The 21430-nt window shown below is 61.4% G+C and carries 17 protein-coding genes; 4 read left to right on the top strand and 13 right to left on the bottom strand.

The window, feature by feature from the left end; genetic code table 11:
- Positions 1 to 11 precede the first annotated feature (11 nt).
- Both dxs and ABK249_RS00835 read right to left on the bottom strand, forming a co-directional pair.
- Positions 12 to 1931 carry a 1-deoxy-D-xylulose-5-phosphate synthase gene (gene dxs, locus ABK249_RS00840; RefSeq protein WP_037158237.1) on the bottom strand — a complete coding sequence of 640 codons (1920 nt, stop codon included), beginning with the start codon at positions 1929 to 1931 and terminating at the stop codon, positions 12 to 14.
- A gap of 102 nt (positions 1932 to 2033) precedes the next feature.
- Positions 2034 to 2957, bottom strand: coding sequence for a pirin family protein (locus ABK249_RS00835; protein ID WP_037158235.1), 924 nt, complete (start codon positions 2955 to 2957; stop codon positions 2034 to 2036).
- 110 nt (positions 2958 to 3067) lie between these two features.
- Here ABK249_RS00835 and ABK249_RS00830 point away from each other — a divergent pair, with 110 nt between their 5' ends.
- The gene (locus tag ABK249_RS00830) at positions 3068 to 3358 is read left to right on the top strand and encodes a toxin-antitoxin system TumE family protein (protein WP_348861938.1); all 291 of its coding nucleotides are present in this window, start codon (positions 3068 to 3070) and stop codon (positions 3356 to 3358) included.
- Positions 3355 to 3705, top strand: coding sequence for an HVO_A0114 family putative DNA-binding protein (locus ABK249_RS00825; RefSeq protein ID WP_348861937.1), 351 nt, complete (start codon positions 3355 to 3357; stop codon positions 3703 to 3705). Before ABK249_RS00830 ends, ABK249_RS00825 begins: the two co-directional genes overlap by 4 nt.
- A 3-nt stretch (positions 3706 to 3708) precedes the next feature.
- Here the strand turns inward: ABK249_RS00825 and ABK249_RS00820 are convergent, their stop codons facing one another.
- The 5 genes from ABK249_RS00820 to ABK249_RS00800 form a co-directional block, all read right to left on the bottom strand.
- Positions 3709 to 4068, bottom strand: coding sequence for a DUF1850 domain-containing protein (locus ABK249_RS00820; RefSeq protein WP_348861935.1), 360 nt, complete (start codon positions 4066 to 4068; stop codon positions 3709 to 3711).
- The gene (locus tag ABK249_RS00815; protein ID WP_348861934.1) at positions 4065 to 6176 is read right to left on the bottom strand and encodes a TRAP transporter permease; all 2112 of its coding nucleotides are present in this window, start codon (positions 6174 to 6176) and stop codon (positions 4065 to 4067) included. The genes ABK249_RS00820 and ABK249_RS00815 overlap by 4 nt, the downstream gene beginning before the upstream one ends.
- 176 nt (positions 6177 to 6352) lie before the next feature.
- The gene (locus ABK249_RS00810; RefSeq protein WP_348862307.1) at positions 6353 to 7288 is read right to left on the bottom strand and encodes a TAXI family TRAP transporter solute-binding subunit; all 936 of its coding nucleotides are present in this window, start codon (positions 7286 to 7288) and stop codon (positions 6353 to 6355) included.
- A 158-nt stretch (positions 7289 to 7446) separates the two neighbouring features.
- Positions 7447 to 7701, bottom strand: coding sequence for an exodeoxyribonuclease VII small subunit (locus ABK249_RS00805; RefSeq protein ID WP_037158205.1), 255 nt, complete (start codon positions 7699 to 7701; stop codon positions 7447 to 7449).
- 2 nt (positions 7702 to 7703) lie between these two features.
- Positions 7704 to 8636 (bottom strand): histone deacetylase family protein, encoded by a 933-nt coding sequence (locus ABK249_RS00800; protein ID WP_348861933.1) that lies wholly within the window; start codon positions 8634 to 8636, stop codon positions 7704 to 7706.
- Positions 8637 to 8784: 148 nt separating this feature from the next.
- Here ABK249_RS00800 and ABK249_RS00795 point away from each other — a divergent pair, with 148 nt between their 5' ends.
- Positions 8785 to 9183: an acyl-CoA thioesterase gene (locus tag ABK249_RS00795; RefSeq protein ID WP_037158199.1), complete on the top strand. Its 399-nt coding sequence runs from the start codon at positions 8785 to 8787 to the stop codon at positions 9181 to 9183.
- Here ABK249_RS00795 and ABK249_RS00790 read toward each other — a convergent pair whose 3' ends face one another.
- Genes ABK249_RS00790 through ABK249_RS00780 form a run of 3 tightly spaced genes read right to left on the bottom strand, consistent with a single transcriptional unit; the run spans position 9184 to position 11054 of the window.
- Positions 9184 to 9747 carry a biotin transporter BioY gene (locus ABK249_RS00790; RefSeq protein ID WP_348861932.1) on the bottom strand — a complete coding sequence of 188 codons (564 nt, stop codon included), beginning with the start codon at positions 9745 to 9747 and terminating at the stop codon, positions 9184 to 9186. It lies immediately after the preceding gene.
- A gap of 27 nt (positions 9748 to 9774) precedes the next feature.
- Positions 9775 to 10380, bottom strand: coding sequence for an energy-coupling factor transporter transmembrane component T family protein (locus ABK249_RS00785; RefSeq protein ID WP_348861931.1), 606 nt, complete (start codon positions 10378 to 10380; stop codon positions 9775 to 9777).
- A complete protein-coding gene (locus tag ABK249_RS00780; RefSeq protein ID WP_348861930.1) occupies positions 10377 to 11054 on the bottom strand; it encodes an energy-coupling factor ABC transporter ATP-binding protein in 678 nt (225 codons plus the stop codon). Before ABK249_RS00780 ends, ABK249_RS00785 begins: the two co-directional genes overlap by 4 nt.
- A 109-nt stretch (positions 11055 to 11163) precedes the next feature.
- Here ABK249_RS00780 and ABK249_RS00775 point away from each other — a divergent pair, with 109 nt between their 5' ends.
- A complete protein-coding gene (locus ABK249_RS00775) occupies positions 11164 to 12357 on the top strand; it encodes a winged helix-turn-helix domain-containing protein (protein ID WP_348861929.1) in 1194 nt (397 codons plus the stop codon).
- A 169-nt stretch (positions 12358 to 12526) separates the two neighbouring features.
- Here the strand turns inward: ABK249_RS00775 and glgB are convergent, their stop codons facing one another.
- Genes glgB through ABK249_RS00760 form a run of 3 tightly spaced genes read right to left on the bottom strand, consistent with a single transcriptional unit; the run spans position 12527 to position 21299 of the window.
- Positions 12527 to 14734 (bottom strand): 1,4-alpha-glucan branching protein GlgB, encoded by a 2208-nt coding sequence (gene glgB / locus ABK249_RS00770; RefSeq protein ID WP_348861928.1) that lies wholly within the window; start codon positions 14732 to 14734, stop codon positions 12527 to 12529.
- Positions 14731 to 18033: a maltose alpha-D-glucosyltransferase gene (gene treS, locus ABK249_RS00765; RefSeq protein WP_348861927.1), complete on the bottom strand. Its 3303-nt coding sequence runs from the start codon at positions 18031 to 18033 to the stop codon at positions 14731 to 14733. The genes glgB and treS overlap by 4 nt, the downstream gene beginning before the upstream one ends.
- A 14-nt stretch (positions 18034 to 18047) precedes the next feature.
- Positions 18048 to 21299 (bottom strand): alpha-1,4-glucan--maltose-1-phosphate maltosyltransferase, encoded by a 3252-nt coding sequence (locus tag ABK249_RS00760; protein WP_348861926.1) that lies wholly within the window; start codon positions 21297 to 21299, stop codon positions 18048 to 18050.
- Between the last annotated feature and the right edge of the window lie 131 nt (positions 21300 to 21430).

Here is a 21430-nt window from a genome sequence, read left to right as displayed (position 1 = left end):
GACCGGCGACGTCACCCTGCGAAGCCGACGCCGATCCGGGTCTGGCCGAGCGCCTGGAACACGGTCGAGACGATTCCGGCGCGATCGAGGCCTGCCTTCGCATACATAACATCCGGGCTTGCCTGCTGCATCCAGATGTCCGGCAGAGCCAAGGAGCGGATTTTCAGCCCGCTGTCGAGTAGGCCCTCGGTGGCGAGAAACTGCAGCGTGTGGCTGCCGAAGCCGCCGACCGAACCTTCCTCGATCGTGATCAGCACTTCGTGGTGGCGGGCGAGCTGGCGGATCAGGTCGCGATCCAGAGGCTTTGCAAAGCGCGCATCCGCGACCGTCGTGGAGAGCCCCGCGGCATCGAGGTCCTCGGCTGCCAGCAGACAGTCCTTGAGCCGGGTGCCGAAGGAGAGCAGCGCTACCTTCGCCCCCTGTTTCATGATCCGGCCCCTGCCGATCTCAAGAATCTGGCCACGCTCCGGCAGCTCGACACCGACACCTTCGCCACGCGGATAGCGGAAAGAAATCGGGCCTTCGTCATAGGCGGCGGCGGTGCGCACCATGTGTTTGAGCTCTGCCTCGTCGGCCGCCGCCATCACCACCATGCCCGGAAGCGTCGCAAGGAACGTCGTGTCGAACGAGCCCGCATGGGTCGGCCCGTCCGCGCCGACGAAACCGGCACGATCGATGGGAAAACGCACAGGCAGTCCCTGGATCGCCACGTCGTGGACGACCTGGTCGTAACCTCGCTGCAGGAAGGTGGAATAGAGAGCGCAGAACGGCTTGAAGCCTTCCGCCGCAAGGCCGGCCGCGAAAGTGACGGCATGCTGCTCGGCAATGCCGACGTCGAAGGTACGGGTGGGAAAGGCCTCCGCCAGCTTGTCGATGCCGGTGCCGTTCGGCATGGCGGCGGTAATCCCGACGATCTTATCGTCGAAGCCCGCCTCCTGCACCAGGGCCTCGGCGAAAACACTGGTGTAGCTTGGTGCGTTCGGCTTCGATTTCGCCTGGGCGCCGGTGATGACGTCGAACTTGTTGACGCCGTGATATTTGTCGGCGGCCGCTTCCGCCGGCGCATAACCCTTGCCCTTTTGCGTGACGACATGGATCAGCACCGGACCGCGGGCATTGTCGCGCACGTTGCGCAGCACCGGCAGGAGATGGTCGAAGGAATGTCCGTCGATCGGGCCGATATGGTAGAAGCCCATTTCCTCGAACATGGTGCCGCCGGTCACGTAGCCGCGGGCATGCTCGACGGCCCGGGTAATGGCCTTATCGATCCCGTGGCCGAGATAGGCGGTCAGCTTCTTGCCGAGCTCGCGGAAACCCATATAGGTCCGGCCGGAAGCGAGCCGTGCCAGATAGGCGCTCATCGCACCCGTCGGGGGGGCGATCGACATGTCGTTGTCGTTGAGGATGACGATCAGCCGGGCATCGAGCGCGCCGGCATTGTTGAGCGCCTCATAGGCCATGCCGGCGGACATCGCGCCATCGCCGATGACGGCGATCACATTGCGCTTCGAGCCGGAAAGATCGGCGGCCACCGCCATGCCGAGGCCGGCCGAGATCGAGGTGGAGGAATGCGCTGCGCCGAACGGGTCGTATTCGCTTTCAGCCCTCCGCGTGAAGCCGGAAAGCCCGTTTTCCTGCCGCAAGGTGCGGATGCGGTCGCGCCGGCCGGTCAGGATCTTGTGCGGGTAGCACTGGTGCCCGACATCGAAGATCAGCCGGTCGTCCGGCGTATTGAACACCTTGTGGATGGCGATCGTCAGTTCCACGACGCCGAGACCCGCGCCCAGATGCCCGCCGGTGCGCGACACGGCATCGATCATCTCGTCGCGCACTTCGCGTGCAAGCTGCGTCAGGTCGCGGTCATCGATTGCGCGAAGGTCGGAAGGAAGATTGACCTTGTCGAGCAACGGCGTGGAGGGCATTGATGTCACGGATTGTGGCCTTTTCTGCTCTTGTCCGGAAGTCTGTCCTTCCACAAGATGAGAAGAAAACAGGCTTTTTCAAGTTGTCCTATCACAGGTTTCTAATCGATTTTAGGCTGTGGGCAAGGGGACAAACTCTTCCTCGTCGCCCGGTACGATGTCAAAGTGGCCCGTGCGCCATTCCTCCTTCGCCTTTTCGATCCGCTCCCTGGAGGAAGAAACGAAATTCCACCAGATATAGCGCTTGGAATTGAGCGCCGCTCCGCCGAACAGCATCAGGTGACAGCCCTGAAGTCCCGCGTCCAGCGTGATCGCGTCGCCGGGCCGGAAGACGAGAAGCTGGTCGGCCGCGAAACGGTCGCCTGCGACGACGAGCTCGCCCGAGAGGATATAGACCGCCCGTTCCTCATGCGCGGCCGCAAAGGGAAAGCGTATACCGGCATCAAGCCGCAGATCGACATAGAGCGTATCGGTAAAGGTCGAGACCGGGGACGTGAGGCCTTCGAAGGCGCCGATCACCACGCGGCCCTTTATGCCGTCCGCATCGATCAGTGGCATCATCTCTTTGCCGGTGTGATCAAACGTCGGGTCGATCTCTTCCCTGTTATCCGGCAGCGCCAGCCAAGTCTGCAGGCCGGAGACCGATTGCGGATGGCCGCGCAGGTTTTCCGGGGTGCGCTCCGAATGCACGATGCCGCGGCCGGCGGTCATCAGGTTGATGTCGCCAGGGCGGATGACGAGTTCCGTGCCGAGACTGTCGCGATGCTTGATTTCGCCGTCGAAGAGATAGGTGACGGTGGAAAGCCCGATATGCGGATGCGGCTTGACGTTCAGCGCCTCGTCAGCGCGAAGCAGAGCCGGTCCCATCCGGTCGAAGAAGATGAACGGCCCGACCAGCCTCCGCTGACGGCTCGGCAGTGCGCGCCGTACGGCAAAGCCGCCGATATCGCTGGTGCGCGGGATGATCAGGTTTTCGATCGCATCGCAGGCGAAAGCATCACCCGCGACCGGGTCTTTTCCGGGAAAGAAGGACATGGCTAGTCTCCATCTGATGTGAATGGAATCTAGCGCGGAAGCGGGACTACAAACAACCGTATCTCCTATGACGATTGACGTCATATGGCATTGTATGTCATAAGCCTTCTATGAAAGCTGAGAGGATCATCCGTGAACGCATCGTCTTTGGCGACGGAGCGATTTTGGAGATCAGGGTTTGGCGGGTGCCGAAGAAGGTGCCTCCGTCAGAACATTTCTTGAAATATTCCCTGTTCTACGGTCGTCCCGGCGAGCGGCTAGTCGGTTACGATAACGAGCGTGGCAAGGGTGATCACCGACACCATGGCAGTCGGGAGGAAGGTTATCAATTTGTCTCGATCAAGCAATTGCTGGCGGATTTCCGCCGGGATGTCGAGGCGCTGAGAGGAGAGAAGATATGAGCAAGGATATCGAACTGCATATCGGCGGCTCCTTTGATAATGTCGCAAAACGCGTAGCGGATGCCTGGCATCGGGCGGAGAGAGGCGAGGCGGTCTCGGAAGATCACCTGACCTTTGTCACTTGGGATGCATTCTCCAGTGCGATGACCGGCAAGCGGCTGGAGCTGCTGCGTTATTTGCATGAGCATCCGCAGGTAAGCGTGGCGGCTCTGGCACGAGCCCTTGGCCGGGATTACCGGCGCGTCCATGAAGATGTGGAAATCTTGGGCCGGGCTGGTCTGATTGAGCAGGATGAAACCGGATTGCATGCTGGTTACGACGAAATCCGTACTGTTATTTCCTTTTGATTATCAGGGGCACCCGCTCAGCACCACCTCATCCCCCGCCTTCGCCCCCAGTTCCATGCATCCACCTTCATGGCAGAGCCGCCATGCGCTGGGCGTCATGCCCGACGCAGCGAGCGAGACGCGCTTCTGCGGCGCCAGCGCCGGATGCCAAACCCACCAGCCGCCGCGCAGGACCGCATCCGGGCCGGGCTCCATGCCGGCGCCCGAACCCTTGATGGCAGCCTCGCGGATTTCGAGCCCCCTGTCCGTCACGGCCCAGGTCTCGCGCCATTCGGTCTTCTGCACCGAATGCGTCCAGGAGAGCGAAAAGAGCGACACGGCGAGCGCCGTTACTTTGCCGCCCGCCAGGATGCAGAGGCTCATAACAGCTCAGGAGCCGCCGGGGCGTTGCGGTTCCGCCACCAGTGCTGTGCGACGAGGACGATGCCGATCGCCCACCCGAGTTCGTCGGTCCAGGGAAGCGCCATCACGAGGCTCGCGCCGGCGGCAAAGGCAAGAAGCCTCTCCCAGATCGCCATGCGGGCGAACAGGAAACCGACGACGGCCGTTCCCCAAAGTGCGATGCCGAAGCAGGCTTTCAGGAAGAGATAAGCCACCTCGACCGGATAGCCCCATGCGGCGGCAATGGCTCCCGGATCCTGCAGCATCAAAGCCGGCGTATAGACGGCCATGAAAGGCACGACGAAGCCGGACGTTGCCAGTTTCGAAGCCTCGATGGATATCTTCAGGCCGGATGTCTTGGCCATCGGCGCGGCCGCGAAACAGGCGAGTGCCACAGGCGGGGTGAGGTCCGCCATGATGCCGAAATAGAAGACGAACATGTGGCTGACGATCAGCGGCACGCCGAGTTCGAGCAGGGCAGGGCCCGCAAGCGACGACGTGATGATGTAGTTCGGAATGGTCGGGATGCCCATGCCGAGAATGAGGCAGGTGATCATCGTCAGCACCAGCGACAGGAAGAGATGCTGTTCGCCGATGCGGATGATCGCACCGATGAAGGTCGATGCGATGCCGGTGAGTGTCAATGTGCCGATGACGATTCCGACGATGGCGCAGGCAATCCCGACCGGAAGTGCATTCTTGGCGCCTTCAGCCATGGCGTCGCGGCAGAGGGCAAGCGTCTCCCGACCGCCCTTCGCGAAAATGCAGCCCGCGATGAGCGCCAGGATGACGATTGCCAGGAAATTCACCCCGTAGCGCAGGAATGACGCCGCGGCGAGACCGAGCAGGACCCAGAAGACGAGGCGGAAGGCGAACGGCCCGATGCTTGCTGCCAGCGGCATGCCGAGGACGAGAACCGCAACCAGGGCCAACCCCATCGTGCCGGCGAAGATCGGCGTATAACCGGCGAAGAGAAGGTAGACGAGCGCGGCGAGCGGCAGGATGAGCGGCCAGTGTTCCTTCACGGCTGCCCAAGGGTTCGGCAATTCGGCCCTGTTCATGCCTTTGAGGCCGGCTTTGCCGGCTTCGAGGAAAACCATCCAGAAACAGGCGCCGAAATAAAGGATCGCCGGGATGACCGCCGCCTTGACGATCTCCGCATAGGAGACGTTCAGCGTTTCGGCCATGATGAATGCGACGGCGCCCATGACAGGCGGCATGATCTGTCCGCCCATGGAAGAGGTCGCCTCCACGCCACCGGCAAAAGCCGAGCGGAAACCGAAGCGCTTCATCAGCGGGATGGTGAACTGGCCTGACGCAACGACGTTGGCGACACCGGAGCCGGAGATCGTACCCATCAGCGCCGACGACATGACGCAGACCTGGGCAGGCCCGCCGCGCCACGTACCCACGAGGCCGAGCGCGAAATCATTGAACAGGTTGAGCATCCCTGCCTTTTCCAGGAAGGCGGCAAATACGACGAAGATGAAGATATAGGCGGCAGAAACGTAGATCGGCGTGCCATATATGCCCTCGGTACCGTAGGCGAAATTCTCGATGATCTGCTCGAAATCGTAGCCGCGATGCACGAAGGGGCCGGGCATGTACTGGCCGAAGAAGCAATAGGCCAGGAAAATGGCGGCGATGATCGTCAGCGGCAGTCCCATAAGGCGTCGCGCGCCTTCAAAGACGAGCACGATCAGCACGGTGCCGACGATCAGGTCCGGGGTGGTGAGAAATCCGCTTCTCTGGATCAGATCCTCATAGAATACCCAATTGTAGACGCCGGTAAGGAAGCCGAGAACACCGAGCGCCCAGAACCAGATTTTCCCGGCTGCGGTCTTGGCGACGAGATTGCCGAACAGCGCGAAACCCAGGAGAAGCAGGAAGCCCACATGCATGGCGCGCACGATCTGGCTTGCAAGTGTACCATAAGCCGCGGTCCAGAGCTGGAAGAGTGTGAAGGCAAATGCGATCCAGAAGGCAAGGCGTCCAGTGATCCCTTCGCCGAAACCGGCCGGCAAGCCCTCGATCGCTTCTTCAGCCGAATGCGGCCCGTTCTGGTGCTGCGGTATTGTGGATTCGGACATCGTTACTCCGGAATTTCCGTTGCCCCTCACCCCAACCCTCTCCCTGCTCGCGGGGAGGGGGACGTGCCCAGGGCCATCGAGGAGAGGTGGATGCGTTGCGGCATAAGTCCTTCTCCCCGCAGGCGGGGAGAAGGTGGTGACGACCGGATGAGGGGCGATTGCCCCTCAAGCCGAAATCACTTCATGAGGCCGATTTCCTTGTAATAGCGCTCGGCGCCGGGATGCAGCGGCACTGGCATGCCGTCGAGGGCCTTCTTCGGGTCGATCGCCTTGGCGGCGGCATGCGCGGCGGTCAGCTTCGGCAGGTTTTCAAAGAGCAGCTTCGTCAACTGGTAGGCGGTTTCGTCCGATACGCCCGAATGGGTGATGAGGAAGTTGCCGACGGCCGCAGTTTCCACCTCGGCGGTCTGGCCCTCATAGGTGCCGGCGGGAATGACGGCCGGAATATAGGGAGCGCCGATCTTCTCGACTTCCGCCTTCGGGATGGTCACGACATTGATTTTCAGTGATGTGGCGAGGTCGCGGATCGAGGCCACGCCGAGGCCGGCGGATTGAAGCGTCGCATCCAACTGGCGGTTCTTGATGAGTTCCACGGATTCGGCGAACGGCAGATATTCGGTCTTGCCGAGGTCCTTGTAGGACATGCCGGCGGCCTCGAAAATGGCGCGTGCATTGAGCTCGGTGCCGGATTTCGGAGCGCCCACGGACAGGCTCTTGCCTTTGAGGTCGGCCAGCGTCTTCACGCCGGAATCGGCGCTCGCCACGACCTGGATATAGTTGGGATAGATGGCGGCGATGCCGCGCAGCTTGTCCAGCTTGCCGGGGAAACCGGCCTCGGTATTACCCTCCCATGCCGCCTGGACGGAATCGCCGAGCGAGAAGGCGATTTCGCCACGGCCTGCCTGCAAGAGGTTGAGGTTCTCGACAGATGCCTTGGTGGCCTGCACCTGGGTGCGGGCGTCCTTGATACCCTGGCCATAGATCTCCGAAAGCGCCACGCCGAGCGGATAGTAAACGCCGGACGTGCCGCCGGTCAGCACGTTGATGAATTCTGCAGCTTTCGCGCCGACCGCCGAAAAGGCCGTCGAGACAGCCAGTGTCGCGGCGAACATGAGATTGATTTTGCTGGATTTCACGCCAAACATCACGATTTGTTCCTCCCAAGGCAACCATTCGAATGGCAGCTATCATGGGGAGGCGGTCACGGTGCGTCAATCGCTTTGTGACCTGATCATGGCGGGGGTCGTACGACTTTCGTGGTAAATCGAGACTACTCGCCGTCGAGCGGTTCGACGCTCTGCGGCTTGCCGGCGCGGTCGAGGCGGATTTTCTCGATGCGGTTCTCGGCGGCGGTCAAAAGGGCCTCGCAATGCTTTTTCAGCGCTTCGCCGCGCTCGTAGATGGCGATGGATTCGTCGAGCGCCACGTCGCCGCGTTCCAGCCGTGCGACGATGCTTTCCAGTTCGGCGACGGCCTTCTCGAAGGAATAGCCGCTTACATCGATGGATTCGTTGTTCTCGGTCATTCCTATCCTCTCATCAGTCTCATAATGTGCATGCCGGCCGATTCGGCCAGACCTTCAAGATCATATCCGCCCTCGAGCAGGCTGACGACCCGGTTGTTGGCATATTTGCCCGCAATCTCCATGACGCGTCCGGTTGCCCAGTCGAAATCGTCGCCGACAAGGTTGATCTGCGCCAGCGGGTCACGGTGATGGGCATCGAAGCCGGCCGAGATGATGATGAAGTCCGGCCGGAAGTTTTCAAGCGCCGGAAGCACCCGGCTCTTGAAGGCGTCACGAAAATGCTCGCTCCCGTTGTTGGGCGAGAGGGGCGCATTGACAACATTGTTCTTCTCGCCGGTTTCGTCCACGGCGCCGGTGCCGGGGTAAAGCGGCATCTGATGCGTGGAGCAGAACAGCACGGAGGGATCGTTCCAGAAGATGTCCTGCGTACCGTTGCCGTGATGCACGTCCCAATCGACGATTGCGACCCGCTCGACCCCGTGCGTCCGCTGTGCATGGCGGGCGGCGATGGCGGCATTGTTGAACAGGCAGAAGCCCATCGCCTTGTCTTTTTCGGCGTGATGGCCGGGCGGACGCGCCGCGACGAAGGCATTGTCCACCTTGTCCGACATGACGTCGTCGACGGCGGCCATCGCCCCGCCGATGGCGGTCAGCGCGGCCTGCAGGCTTTTCGGACTGACATAGGTGTCCGCCTCGATCTGGCGAATGATGTCTTCTTCGGGGATTTCCCGCATGACGGCGCGAAGGTATTCTTCCGGATGGGCGAGCAGAACCGCGTCCTCGTTGGCCTGCGGGGCCTCCCTGTGGTCAAGCCTGTCGAAATTCGGATGCTGAAGCGCGATCGCCAGGGATCGCAGCCGGTCGGCACGCTCGGGATGGCCTTCCGGAGTGCGATGTTCGAGGAAGATCTGGTGTTCGTAAAGGCGCGTGGTCATGGGGCGGCCTCTTGAGGTGCAATCCGGGGCGGACGATCTGGACATGGCGCAGATGCCGCTTTTTTTCAAGCCGCCTGCCTTCGTTCCGGTGCTTGTTTAGATTGAAGGAATGGTTTTACATGGCTAAGTTCTCAACTTAGAGGGTGTAGTGGTCAAGGATACGGTCAAATCGCAGGAATTCCGCGTGCCCTTCCGCGATGTGGACATGCATGGGGAAATGTTCCGGTCGGCCTATGTCGTGCGGGCAGAGGAGGCCGTCACGGAGTTCTGGCGCCGCCGCAAACTCCGCAAGGACGATCCGATCTTCACGGTGAGCAAGATCACCTGCACCTTCCACTCGCCGCTGAAGCTTGGCGATCTTGTGCATACCCATGTCGGCGTCAGCAAGATCGGCGGAAAGTCCGCAGGTTTTCTGGTGCATATGGTGCGGGAAGATCAGGCCGTGGCGGAAGCGGAGGTCGTGTTGACGGCTCATGATCCGCAAAGCAGAGAGCCGGTCGCTCTTCCCGAAGAGTTGCGGGATTGGTTCTATCAGTTCCTGGACTGATCAGACCCGTTGCGGCAGCAGCGGATAGCCGACCATGACTGCCCGGCCGGCAAAAGCCGCGATCAGCGCTTTAAGGACGTCGCCCGGAATGAAGGCGAGATCGCCCATGAAGGCGGTCGAAAGCCCGGTGCCCATGCCGTAGGCGAGATAGAGAATGCCCAACGCATGATCGACCACCACGCCGCCAAGCAGAGCGGCGAGGAAAAAGCCGGCGATCTGCACGATGCCGCTCTGCGAGCGGTCAACAAAGCGCTCGGAAAGATAGCCGGTGACGATGGCTGCGAAGCACCAGCCGACGAGATAACCGGCGGTGGGTGAGGCGAAAGTGGCAAGGCCGCCACGCCCGCCGGAAAGCACCGGCAGGCCGATTGCGACGAGAAGCAGGACGAGAAGGACCGCGAAACCGCCCCTTTTGGCGCCCAGCACGACACCCGCCAGCATGACACCCAGCGACTGCGCGGTGATCGGCACCGCAATGAAGCCAAGCATGATCGGCGGAATTAGTCCAAGGGCGACGATGATGGCGGCGAACAGCGCAGCCAGAACAAGATCGCGAGTGCTCATGGTTTTCACCTCAACTTCGTGACGATGTCATTTTCGTGCCCGGATGCCGCGGGCGTCGATGGCGGCGGCGATCTCGTCGGCGTTTCTGAGCGTCAGGATGATCAAGGGCACCACGAGCGTCAATGGCCCCGGCCTCAACCCACGGGCGTGGTGTGCGTCACGGATGGCTTGGTAGCGGTTCAGGATTTCCGGCACGAAACGGATCACAAGGCCGATCGAAAGGCCGATATCGGCCGCCCGAACAAGACCGATCCGTTCCAGTGGGCGGGCGGCCAGCGTGATCTCATCGATGAAATCTCCGATGTTCGTCGTCGCTGTGACGGCTGCGGCAAAAAGCGCCAGCCCAGTCAGCCGCAGGAGGACAACAAGCGCTTGCCCGGAGCTGTTGAGAAAGAGGGTAAAAACCGCAACGACCACGATCGTCAGCATGATCACCCGCAAACGAAGCCAGAATTGCCGCCATCCGAGCCTGAGCGAGGCGTAGGCACCTGCGCCGAGGATAGCGGCAACAGCAAGAAAAGCGGGCGCATCGATCAGGAACAGCAGGAAACTGATTGCCGCAAGCCCGAGGAGCTTTGCCCGCGGCGAAAGCCGGTGCAGGAACGTGTCGCCCTCGACATAGAGCGTCTTCATGCGGCGATTTCCCGGTATCGGGCAACAATTTCCCCAGGGAGTCCATCAGCAGCGAGCCGGCCCTCATGGAACAGCAGAACCCGGTCGAAATCGGCGATCAGCGAAAGATCATGGCTGATGACGATGATATTCTCGTCGAGGCCGCGGATCGTGCGTTCCACGAGGTCGCGGTTCTTCAAATCGAGCTGATTGGTCGGTTCGTCCATGATGAGGATACCGGGCTCGGTGACGAGCACGGAGGCGAGGGCTGCGAGCTGCAATTCGCCGCCGGAAAGCTCGTGCGCCCGGCGTCCGGCGAGATGGCCGATGCCGAAACGGGCGAGAATGCCGTTGACGGCAGCCTCTATCGCCTGCTTCGGCAGTTTCCGCGGTTTGAGCCCGAGCGCGATATCCTCCTTCAGGATCGGCAGGATGATCTGGTTCTGCGGGTTCTGAAAGATGAAGCCGACGTCGGCCCGCACCTTCTCGCCGTCCTTCACTGTATCGAACCCGTTGACGACCACGCGTCCGGCGGATGGTGCTACCAGACCGTTGATCATGCGCGCGAACGTCGTCTTGCCGGAACCGTTGAGTCCGATCACGCCGATGCGCCGCTCGGTCAGCGAAAGCGTCAGCGGATGGAGCACGATACGTTCCTCGAAGCGCGCTTCTGCCTGTTCGAACCGGATATCCAAGCCTCATCCTCGCTTTTTCAGCGGTCTATAAACCGGATGATGGGCAAGGGGAATTCGGAACCAAACATGAACGTTGAATATCAGGCGGCGGCATCCTAGTCTACCTTCCATGGCGATTCTCATTCCGAATGATCAGGCTAGACACATCTTCCTCGAACGGCAGCGGCTTTCCGAGCCGCCCGGCCTCGCGCTCACCAAGCCAGGTCTCCTGCAGCTCATCGACGATCTGGGCTTCGTCCAGGTGGACAGTATCGCGACCGTCGAGCGCGCCCATCACATGATCCTGTTCTCGCGCAACCAGACCTACAAGCGGGAGCATCTGACCGCCCTTCTGGAAAAGGATCGTGACCTTTTCGAGCACTGGACACACGACGCGTCGATCATTCCGGCGCGTCTTTTCCGTTACTGGAAACATCGCTTCCGCCGTCGCGAACCGATCATCGCCGAGCGCTGGAAAAAATGGCATGGCGAAGGTTTCGACGCAGCCTTCGAAGAAACGTTTCAGCATATCGTCGCAAACGGTTCGATCATGTCGCGCGACATGAAGGTGGAGGACCACAAGTCCGGCGGCTGGTGGAACTGGCATCCGAACAAGACGGCGCTCGAATATTACTGGCATACCGGCAAGCTCGCGATTGCCGGCCGCGCCAACTTCCAGAAGATCTATGATCTGATGGAACGGGTTATCCCGCCGCACCACCATGAGCCGGACGTAAGCCATGAGGAATTCATCGACTGGGCCTGCCGCAGCGCGCTGAAGAGGCTCGGATTTGCCACATCCGGCGAGATCGCCGCCTTCTGGGATCTGGTGACGCCGGACGAGGCCAAGGACTGGGTGAAAAGCCATCGTGACGAACTGACGGAGGTGCTGATCGCCTCAGCCAACGGCGGAAAACCGCGACCCTCCTTCGCTTTCACCGGATTCCCCGAGAACCTCGGCGATATTCCGGAGCCGCCGGCGCGCGTGCGGGTGCTCAGCCCCTTCGATCCGCTCTTGCGCGATCGTGACCGCGCCGAGCGGCTCTTCAACTTCTTCTACCGCATTGAGGTTTTCGTGCCGGAGCCGAAGCGGCAGTACGGCTATTACGTCTTCCCGCTGCTTGAAGGCAACCGGATGATCGGGCGCATAGATATGAAGGCCGATCGCAAGACGGGTGCGCTGGACGTCAGGCGGTTGTGGCTGGAAAAGGGTGTGCGTCCGTCCTCCGGACGACTGGAAAAGCTGGAAGCTGAATTGCTGCGCATCGCGCGTTTCGCCGGCGTCGACAAGGTGACCTATCAGGACGGCTGGCGGGGGGAATAGAGGCCAGTCGATGCGGTTTATTTGGCCCCTCACCCTAACCCTCTCCCCGCAAGCGGGAGAGGGGACGTGCCTACGTCACGCTGAGGCGAAAGCGGCACGGCATATCCCTTCTCCCCGCCAGAACGGGGAGAAGGTGCCGGCAGGCGGATGAGGGGCAACGCCGGAGCGGCTACTGTTTCTGCCTTAAAAACACCGTCGCAAGCGGCGGCAGGGCGAGCGATACGGAAAAGGCCTTGCCATGCGCCGGCTGGCGCTCCGTCCAGGCTTCCCCCTGGCCGAAATTGGAGCCGCCGTAGATTGCAGCGTCAGTGTTCAGAACCACGTCCCAGCGCCCCTCCACAGGAACCCCGATCCGGTAGCCATGCCGCGGCAACGGCGTGAAGTTGGATGCGATCAGGATGTATGCGGAACGGTCCTCCGCGCTTCGCAACATGGCGTAGACGGAATTTTCCGCGTCGTCGGCCACGGCCCATTCGAAGCCTTCATGATGCAGGTCACCGAACTGCAGGGCAGGCTCCTGCGTATAAAGCCTGTTCAGGTCGCCGACCAGCCGTTGGAGGCCAGCATGATCCGGCCGGTCGAGCAGGTCCCAGTGGACGGAGGCGTCATGGCTCCATTCCGTCTCCTGAGCGATCTCGCCGCCCATGAAGAGCAGTTTCTTGCCGGGATGACCCCACATGAAGCCGTAATAGGCGCGCAGGTTGGCGAGTTTCTGCCAATGGTTGCCCGGCATCTTGCCGAGCAGCGAGCCCTTGCCGTGCACCACCTCGTCGTGGGAAAGCGGCAGCATGAAGCGCTCGGAATAGGCGTAGATCATGCCGAAGGTCATCGCGTGGTGATGGTATTTGCGATAGACGGGATCGTCCTGCATGTAATGCAGCGTGTCATGCATCCAGCCCATGTTCCACTTGAAATCGAAGCCGAGGCCGCCTTCTTCCGGCTTCTTCGTCACATCCGGCCAGGCGGTCGATTCCTCGGCCACCATAAAGGCATGCGGGCAGCGATCATGGATGATGCTGTTCAGATGCCTTAGGAACTCGACCGCCTCGAGGTTCTCGCGCCCGCCATACTGGTTCGGGATCCATTCGCCCTCATTGCGGCTGTAGTCGCGGTAGAGCATGGAGGCGACCGCATCGACGCGCAGCCCGTCGATATGGAAATGCTCCAGCCATTCGAGCGCGCTGGCGATCAGAAACCCCTTCACCTCGTTGCGGCCGAGATTGTAGATCAGTGTATTCCAGTCCCTGTGAAATCCCTCCCTCGGGTCCTCATGCTCATAAAGAGCGGTGCCATCGAAGCGGGCAAGCCCCCAGACGTCGGTCGGGAAATGTGCCGGCACCCAGTCGAGGATGACGCCGATGCCCGCCTGATGGCAGCGATCGACGAAATAGGCAAAATCTTCCGGCGTGCCGTAGCGGCCGGTCGGCGCGAAGAGACCGAGCGGCTGATAACCCCAGGAGCCGCCAAAGGGATGTTCCATGATCGGCAGGAGCTCGATATGGGTGAAGCCGAGGCTTTCGGCATAGGGAACGAGCCGCTGGCTGAGCTCCACCCAGTCGAGCACCCGGTTACCCTCGTCGGTGATCCGCACCCACGAACCGGGATGCACTTCATAGACCGAGATGGCACCGTCGCCGATGAGGTCGGCGCGGCGGGCGCGCATCCATTCCTCGTCGGTCCAGCGGAAGGGTTTTGAGGAGGCGACGATCGAAGCGGTCGAAGGTGCGGCCTCGCTGGCGCGAGCGACGGGGTCTGCCTTCTGCGGCAGCAGATTGCCATGGGCGTCGATGATTTCGAACTTGTAGCGTTCGCCATGGGTGAGCCGGGGAACGAAAAGCTCCCAGATGCCGGCCTGAGGACGGAGCCGCATGGGGTGGCGGCGGCCGTCCCACGAATTGAAATCGCCGACGGCCGAGACGCGCCGGGCATTGGGCGCCCAGACCGCGAACCGTACACCCTCGACGCCGTCGACCTCCATCGGGATCGCTCCGAGCGTTCGTCCAAGCTCGTAATGGGTGCCCTGAGCGATGAGATGCAGGTCGAGATCGCCGAGCAGCGGAGCGAAGGAATAAGGGTCTTCCGTTTCCTGCACCGCGTCCGGCCATCGAATGCGGAAAAGATAGGGCGTAGTGCTGCCGGTCACGCCAGCGAACAATCCGCCCTCATGGATGGTTTCCAGTTCGGCCAGCACCTTGCTCGTATCTGCCTCCACGACCTGCACCGAAAGGGCCCCCGGCAGAAAGGCTCTCACGATGGTAAGGTCGCCGTACTGGTGGCGTCCGAGGATCGAGAAAGGATCGCCGTGCTGCCCTTCCACAAGGGCCTGCAAGCCCTCACGGACGGTACCGATCATCAGGTCGGAGCGCTCATATCTCATCGGGCGTTCTCCAGAAGTCTCGAGGCGATCGCCGAGAAGCCGGCAATTGGAAGCGGCAGCCAGTGCGGCCGACTGCGGACTTCATAGGCGATCTCGTAGGCCGCCTTTTCAAGGAGGAAGAGGTCGAGGATGCGGTCGCGGACCTCGTTGGATATCTTCAACGCGTCCGAACTTTCCGTGGCGTCGAAATAGGCCTGCAGAAAGGCGGGCTCGGCCATTTTGGTGAAACGGGCAACGAGCGCGTTGTGGCGGACATCATCCACTTCGCTCACAACCTCCCGATCGAGATCGGCAGAGGCCGCGAGATAACTGAGCGACCGCAGAAGCCCGGCGACGTCACGCAACGGATTGGCTTTGGCGCGGCGGTCGGAGAGATCGCGGGTCGGTTCGCCTTCGAAGTCGATGATATAGGCGTCGCCTTCCGCCACCAGAATCTGCCCGAGATGGAAATCGCCGTGATTGCGTGTCAGCAGCGTGCCGTCGATGGCTCCTGCAAGATGTTCTCCGAGCCGCAGAAGATCATTGCGGCGCTCCAGCAGCGACTTTGCCTCGGCGGCCAGGTCCGACTCCAGCGCTTCGATACTATCGGCAAGGATCGACAAGCTTTCGGAAATCCGTGTGGTCACCGCCTCGCGCGATTTGTCCGCATCAGCGGCGGTCGCCCAGACCGGCTTGAAATCCTCGTTGTCTGTTGGTTGCGCCAGTGCTACATGCAGTTCACCCAGCCGCCGGCCGATTTTGGCGACGAAGTCGGTGAGCGGCTTGAAATATTCGTCCGCCATGTCGCCGTCGATGCCGGTCACCATCGCCTCATCGATCGAGCGGCGCAGGTTGCTGAGCATCCAGTTCCAGGCATCCCCCTGATTGCGGATGGCGCTCTGCACGATGATCAGCGTATATCGCTTACCGTCCGGCGCGATGCGGGCCACCTCGCCGAGCAGCTGTGCCGTGTTCTTGTATCCGACATTGGTAAGGTAACGGGTCATCTCCACTTCAGGATGGATGCCCGGGAAGATGTGGCGGATGAGTTTTATCATCGCCATATCGCCAAGGATCAGGGAACTGTTGGATTGCTCAGCGGAGAGCCAGCGCACCTGCATGTCGTCGGCGACGCTCATGCAGTCGAGCTGGTCGGCACCTAAAAACTCCAGCGTTCCGGCACGTCCGGAGATCACCGCCCGTTCACAGAGCCCGCGGATGACGCCGCGTGCCAGGCTCTCCATCGCGAAGCCGTCGGTCAGGAAGCCGACGCGGCGGCCCTGGCGGAGGCGGGCAAGGGCCAGTTGATGGGCGAGCGCCGTTGGCTGGCTGTCGTCCCAGGAGACGGCAAGCGGCAGCAGGTAGGTATCCTTGCGTCCGCTTAAGTCCGCCTCGAGTTCGCCAAGTAGGAGGTTGCTGGCGAAGGGAATCGGCGTTGCCGCAACGAGCGAAGCGCCCCGTAGCGTTTCACCCTTGGCGCCGAACCAGCGGCGCTTGCCGAGATAAGGTGGCAGCACCTCATTCGAAAGCGTATTCGAAAGGCGCGGCTCGTCGATCAATTCCTGCAGGTCGCGTCGCACGACCATCGTCACCATGTCCTGCATCTGCTCCGGCGGCTCGGTGCGCCAGACCGGACCATCCGCTTCCGCCGCGAGCTGGAACCAGAAGAAACCATAGGGCGGCAATGTCAGGAGATAGGTGAGCTGCCCGATAGGGGGAAAGGGCGACATGCCGGAAAGCTCGATCGGCACACGGCCGGCAAATTGCGCGAGGTCGAGTTCCACGGCCTGCGGCAGGCGTGAGAGATTGGCGACACAGAGGATCGTCTCGTCATCGTATTCGCGCAGATAGGCGAGGATTTTCCTGTTTCCGGGCGCCAGGAATTTCAGCGAACCACGGCCGAAGGCAGGGTGCTTGTTGCGCAGCGCCAGCATCCGCCGCGTCCAGTTGAGCAGCGAATGGGCGTCGGCACTCTGGGCCTCGACGTTCAGGGCTTCGTAGCCATAGAGCGGGTCCATGATCGGTGGCAGCACGAGCTTCGCCGGGTCGGCCTTGGAAAAGCCGCCATTGCGGTCCGGCGACCATTGCATCGGGGTCCTGACACCGTCGCGGTCGCCGAGATAGATGTTGTCGCCCATGCCGATCTCGTCCCCGTAATAGAGGACTGGTGTGCCGGGCATGGAAAGAAGCAGCCCGTTCATGAGCTCCACGCGCCTGCGGTCGCGTTCCATCAGCGGTGATAGGCGGCGACGGATGCCGAGATTGATACGCGCACGGCGGTCAGCGGCATAGATGTTCCAGAGATAGTCGCGTTCCTCGTCGGTCACCATTTCGAGCGTCAGCTCGTCATGGTTTCTGAGGAAGATCGCCCACTGGCAATTCTTCGGAATTTCCGGCGTCTGCCGCATGATGTCGGTGATCGGGAAGCGGTCTTCCTTGGCGATCGCCATGTACATGCGCGGCATCAGCGGGAAGTGGAAGGCCATGTGGCATTCGTCGCCATTGCCGAAATATTCGCTTGTATCCTCCGGCCATTGGTTCGCTTCGGCGAGCAGCATTCTGCCCGGATGGGTGGAATCGAGCGCGGCGCGGATCTTCTTCAGGACGTCGTGCGTCTCCGGCAGGTTCTCGTTGATCGTTCCTTCGCGCTCGACGAGGTAGGGGATCGCATCGAGCCGGAAGCCATCTATGCCGGTCTCCAGCCAGAAGCGCATGATGCCGAGCAGTTCTTCGAGCACCAGCGGATTGTCGAAGTTGAGGTCCGGCTGGTGCGAATAGAAACGGTGCCAGTAATAGGCCCCCGCGACCGGATCCCAGGTCCAGTTGGATTTCTCGGTGTCGAGGAAGATGATCCGCGTCTCCGGAAATTTGTGATCCGCGTCCGACCATACGTAGAAATCCCGTTCCGGCGACCCGGGCGGCGCATGCCGGGCCCTCTGGAACCAGGGATGCTGATCGGAAGTGTGGTTGATGACGAGTTCGATGATGACCCTGATACCCCGCTCGTGGGCTGCATCGACGAAGGCCTTGAACTCGTCCAGGGTGCCGTAATCCGGGCTGACATTCGCGTAGTCGGCAATGTCGTAGCCGTCGTCGCGGCGGGGGGAAGGAAAAAAAGGCAAAAGCCAGATCGCGTTGGCGCCGAGCGAGGCGATGTGGTCGAGCTTCTCGTGCAGGCCCTTGAAGTCGCCGATGCCGTCGCCGTTGGCGTCATAGAAGGACTTGATGTGGAGCTGGTAGATGATTGCGTCCTTGTACCACAGCGGGTCCGTCTCGTGGGGCTGGGCCTGGTTCTGGCCGCGAGTGGTCGTCATGTCCATTTTGCTTTCTTCCCTTATCTCACGCGCCAGATCGCAAAGGGCAGTCCTGCATGAGGATCGAGCCTGATCCTCTGCATCTTGCCGGCTAAGGTGAACCTGTGCCCGGTGATCAGGTCTTCGACATCAAGCGCGGCGTGGTCGGGGAGGTTCCATGACCAGAGCGGAATTTCGACATCCGCTTCGTGGGCATTGTAGGGATCGAGGTTCACTGCGATCAGCAGGACGTTCTCCCGCCCCGCGCTCGCCCTCTCGTAGAACATGATGTTGTCGTTCCAGGCGGTGAGACGCTGGATGCCGAGATGCGAATGCAGCGCCGGGTTCTCGCGGCGGATGCGGTTGAGCATGGTGATCTCGGACTTGATGTTGCCCGGCCGGTCATGGTCCCAGGCGCGAATCTCGTATTTTTCCGAATCCGCATATTCCTTGCGCTTGGCATCTGGCCTGCCTTCGCAGAGTTCGAAGCCGTTATAGACGCCCCAGAGGCCCGAAAGCGTCGCGGCGAGCGCGGCGCGGATAAGAAAGGCCGGGCGCGGCGCATTCTGCAGAAAATCCGGGTTGATATCGTGCGTGTTGACGAAGAAATGCGGCCGGAAGAAATCCTTCGGCTCTTCGGTGGTGATCTCGCGCATATATTCTTCGAGTTCCCACTTGGCGTTGCGCCAGGTGAAATAAGTATAGGATTGCGAGAAACCGATCTTGGCGAGCCGGTACAGGACCTTCGGCTTGGTGAAGGCCTCCGACAGGAAGACCACGTCGGGGTGTCGCGAGCGGATATCGGCGATCAGCCATTCCCAAAAGGGGAAGGGCTTGGTGTGCGGATTGTCGACGCGGAAGAGTTTGACACCCTGATCCACCCATTTCTGAACAACGTCGCGCAATTCGATCCAGAGCGACGGGACCGCGTCACAGGCATAGAAATCGACGTTGACGATGTCCTCGTATTTCTTCGGCGGGTTTTCTGCGTAGCGGATCGTGCCGTCCGGCCGCCAGTCGAACCAGCCGGGATGTTCCTTCAGCCAGGGATGATCGGGTGAGCACTGGATCGCGAGGTCGAGAGCGATTTCGAGGCCATGCTCCTTTGCGGCATCGATCAGCCGGCGGAAATCTTCGAATGTTCCGAGCTCGGGGTGGATCGCGTCATGGCCACCCGCCTCGGAGCCGATCGCATAAGGGCTGCCGGGATCTTCCGGTGCTGCCCGCAGGCTGTTGTTCTTGCCCTTGCGGTTCGTCTTGCCGATCGGATGGATCGGCGGGAAGTAGAGCACATCGAAGCCCATCTCGCGGATCGCCGGCAGGCGACGGACCACGTCGTCAAACGTGCCGTGCCGGCCCGGATCGCCGCTCTGGGAGCGCGGAAAAATCTGGTACCAGCTTGCGAATGCGGCTGCCGTGCGTTCCGCGTCGACCGGGATGACCTGGGAGCGTACGCAATGCGGCTTGCGGTCGGCTTCCGCCATGAGTTCGGCTGTTTCTGCCGCCAGCAGGATTTCCGTGCGCTGGGTATCCTGCACCTCCGTCAGCTTGTCGAACAGAGCTTGCAGCCGCGTTTTGATCTGGCCGGATGCATGGTCGAGCGCATCGAGCACGAGGTTGATGCCTTCCTGGATTTCCAGGCGAAGATCGAGCCGCGCCTCGTGCTTCTTGATGAACTCGTAGCGGAAGATGGCAAAGGTACTGCGCCAGCCCTCGACCGCGAATTCATGCCGGCCCATGCGTCTCGGCGTGAATTCGGCCTGCCAGCGATCGTTTTCGATAAGCTGCATGCGGACTTCATGCCAGTTCTCATCATCGGCCGCGCGCCAGAGCAGGGCCGCCGAAAGCGGATCGTGCCCGTCACTGAAAATGTCGGCCTCGACCTTCACCGTTTCACCGACGACACGCTTGACGACGAAGCGGCCGTCATCGACCGAAGGCGTGATCTTTTCGATCGCAAGGCGCGGCGAAGCGGCAGCTTCCTGGGCGGTAGGCACCGGGACAGCATCGATGACCGGGACGGATGACCGGCCCTCGAAGATGCGCAGTTCGCCGGGCTTCAGCTCGATTTCAGCGGCGAAGACTTCATTTTCGTCGTCCAGTGCCGTCAGCGGCAGAAAAGAGGAGGCGGCTTCGCGAAGTACGTTGAAGGGCGCGCTGGTAACCTTGCGCAGGTCGCGATTAAGCACCACGACGCGGATTTTCTGCGAGGCCCGCAAGTCCTCCTGATCCGTCTGCAGCAACGCGACGGCTGGTGTCTGACTGGCGGAGATGAGCCTCAACGGCTGGCGGGCAAAACCGGCGACGGTCTTGTTGGTGCTGGCGTTCAACGCGCGGATGTCGCCCGAAAGATCGAACGCGCCTTGATCCTGCAGTCCGCGCAGGCCTAACCCGTCACCGTGCAAAGGGTCGAGCGGAACGGCCGCACCATATTCGAACCCCATCGGGATCATCAGTCCGCTTGCAAAGGTCGAAGCGAGCTTCAGCGCCCGGATCGCCTTGCGCTGCAGCACCTCGCAGCTGTCCGTGCCATGGGCCATGCGTTTGCCGAATGGCGCTTCCGGGAAGGTGATCTGGTAGCCGATCTGCCGCTGAATCTGGTATTCATCCATGATCCAGCGTTCTTCGAGATTCCACCAGGCGAAGGACGAGAAGCTGCCATCGAAGCCGGCACCCTTGAGGGCCTTCCGATCCTCGAAGGCGCTGCCAGGCGTCCAGGCAAGGAAGCTTGTTCCCGGTGCTGCTCTGCGGGTCGAAACGATGAGGTTATACCACGCCTCCGGCGCAATGCGGCCGATCCCCAGGCAGCGGAAGCCGGCGATGCCAAGGCCGGCGAGCCACGCCATGCGGTTGCGCCAATCCTCGACATGCCGGGCTTCACTCAGGAAATCGATGCGGCGGCTCAGGCTTTCCTGCGGCGCCACGCGGGGGTCTGCGGCGATCGAGCCGGTGTGTTCGTCATCAGCCACTCGATCGATGATGAGATCGAGCATCAGCCTGAGATCCTGCGCCCGGGCCGCTTCGATCAGCGCTTTGAACCCATCCTCGACGGAGGTACCCAATTCCAGCTCCGGGTCGAGCCGGTCGAAGTTTCTCGTCACGAAGACGCTGGCATTGCGGCCGCGTGCGAAAAGGGGAGCGGTCAGCACGGTGTCGAAGCCGAGGTCTTTGGCATGCGCAAAGACTTCACGCCAGGCGTCCAGGCCTTTCAGTATCAACGGATGAACGTAATAAATCTGCGGTGGCAGTTGCGAGAGCGAGGTCCGTGAGGCGAATTGGGGGCGCGTGTTCATCGGTTGTGCCTTGCCGTAGAGTTTTGCGTGTAACTCCAAGGCAGGGAGGCTTGTTCCGGCGAAATCGGTACTGAATTTCACTTCCCGCCGGAAAACGGCAGGATGGACTACGATCACAGGTTGTTCAGAAT

Source organism: Neorhizobium phenanthreniclasticum (genome assembly GCF_040066075.1).
GTDB classification, from domain to species: Bacteria; Pseudomonadota; Alphaproteobacteria; order Rhizobiales; family Rhizobiaceae; genus Neorhizobium; species Neorhizobium petrolearium.
This window is presented reverse-complemented; position numbering and strand designations above follow the sequence as displayed.